This window comes from Stutzerimonas stutzeri, from assembly GCF_000935215.1.
Lineage (GTDB): Bacteria > Pseudomonadota > Gammaproteobacteria > Pseudomonadales > Pseudomonadaceae > Stutzerimonas.
The window spans coordinates 1-1,164 of record NZ_JXXD01000318.1 but is presented as its reverse complement, the minus strand read 5'-3'; the positions used below and the strand labels follow the sequence as shown (position 1 = coordinate 1,164).

The window sequence follows — 1,164 nt, the reverse complement described above, 5'->3', positions numbered from 1 at the left end:
GCTGGGGCGGTTCGGGCAGCGGCTGGGCCTGCACCGGCTCATCGAGCGAGATGGTTGGCGGCGGCTTGCCCTGAGTGGCGCAGCCCGAGAACAGGACAGTCGAGGCCAGCAGGATCAACGGCAAAGCGTAAAAGCGGAAAGGCAGGTTCATGGCTTGGCTCCTTCGGAAGAATCCAGTTCGCGGCTCCACGACAGGCCGTTGACGTAGATACCCAGCGGGTTCTTGCGCAGGCGCTGTTCGGTGCGCGGGGTTTGCAGGACGGTGGAAAGCACGGCGTTCCAGCGTTCGGTGCCGGCGGGTGCGCCATTGACGTACCGCTGTTCCGTCCAGCGCACGTTGAAAGATGTGTCGCTGGCGCGAACCACGCTGGTGATCTGCACCGTCACCGATTCGCGGCCGACGCGGGCGAACGGATCGTTCTTGCTGGCGTAATCGTTGAGCACGGCCGCGCCGCGGTCGGTGGTGTAGTCGTAGGCATCGAGCCAGTTCTGCCGCACGACGATGGGGTCGATGGACAGCGAGCGCACCAGACTGACGAAGTGCGCCAAGTGGTAGGCGATCTGCGCATCAGCCGGCTTGTATGGCGTGGCGGCCTCGCCGACCGCACGCACTTGTCCGGCCTGATCGACCTCGATGACGTAGGGCGTCACGATGGACTGCGCCGAGCGCCAGACCAGGCCGCCGGCCATCAGCAGCGCCAGCACCAGGCAGCCGAAGGCCATCAAACGCCAGTTCTTCGCCTGCACGCGGGCCGAGCCGATGCGCTCGTCCCACACCTGGGCGGCGGCTTGATACGGGGTGGCAGGCTGCGGCGTATCGGCGTAGCGCACCTGCGGTCGTTTGAATCGCATGGGTGTTCTCCTTGAGGGTCAGGTATCGGAATCGCGCAGGCTCGGGCCTTGCCCTGAGCCGCCGCCGTCGCCACCGCGCAGCGTGTGGGCGGTGGTGGTCGCGGCATGGGTGATCTGCTGGCGGCGGTGCATCCGCTTGGCCCAGGCGGGTTGCTCTTGCTTCTGCGAGTTGGCAGCGCCGTCTGCGGCCTCGCTTGCGGCGGATTGGCCCGCCGCGGCTGCACCGGCATCGTCCGAAGATCCGTTCCAGCCGGCACGAAAGGAACTGGTCATCTTCTGCCCTGCTGCGGAAGCACCAGAAGCGACGCGGCG

The 1,164-nt window shown here is 66.9% G+C and carries 1 protein-coding gene and 2 pseudogenes; all 3 read right to left on the bottom strand.

Annotated elements, in window-relative coordinates; translation table 11 throughout:
- A pseudogene (locus tag LO50_RS24850) lies at nucleotides 1-151 on the bottom strand (P-type conjugative transfer protein TrbG); the annotation flags it as partial.
- Nucleotides 148-852, bottom strand: coding sequence for a conjugal transfer protein TrbF (gene trbF / locus LO50_RS22795; protein ID WP_044316453.1), 705 nt, complete (start codon nucleotides 850-852; stop codon nucleotides 148-150). The gene trbF and the pseudogene LO50_RS24850, both read right to left, overlap by 4 nt.
- Before the next feature lie 18 nt (nucleotides 853-870).
- Nucleotides 871-1,164, bottom strand: a pseudogene (locus LO50_RS22790) (P-type conjugative transfer protein TrbL); the annotation flags it as partial.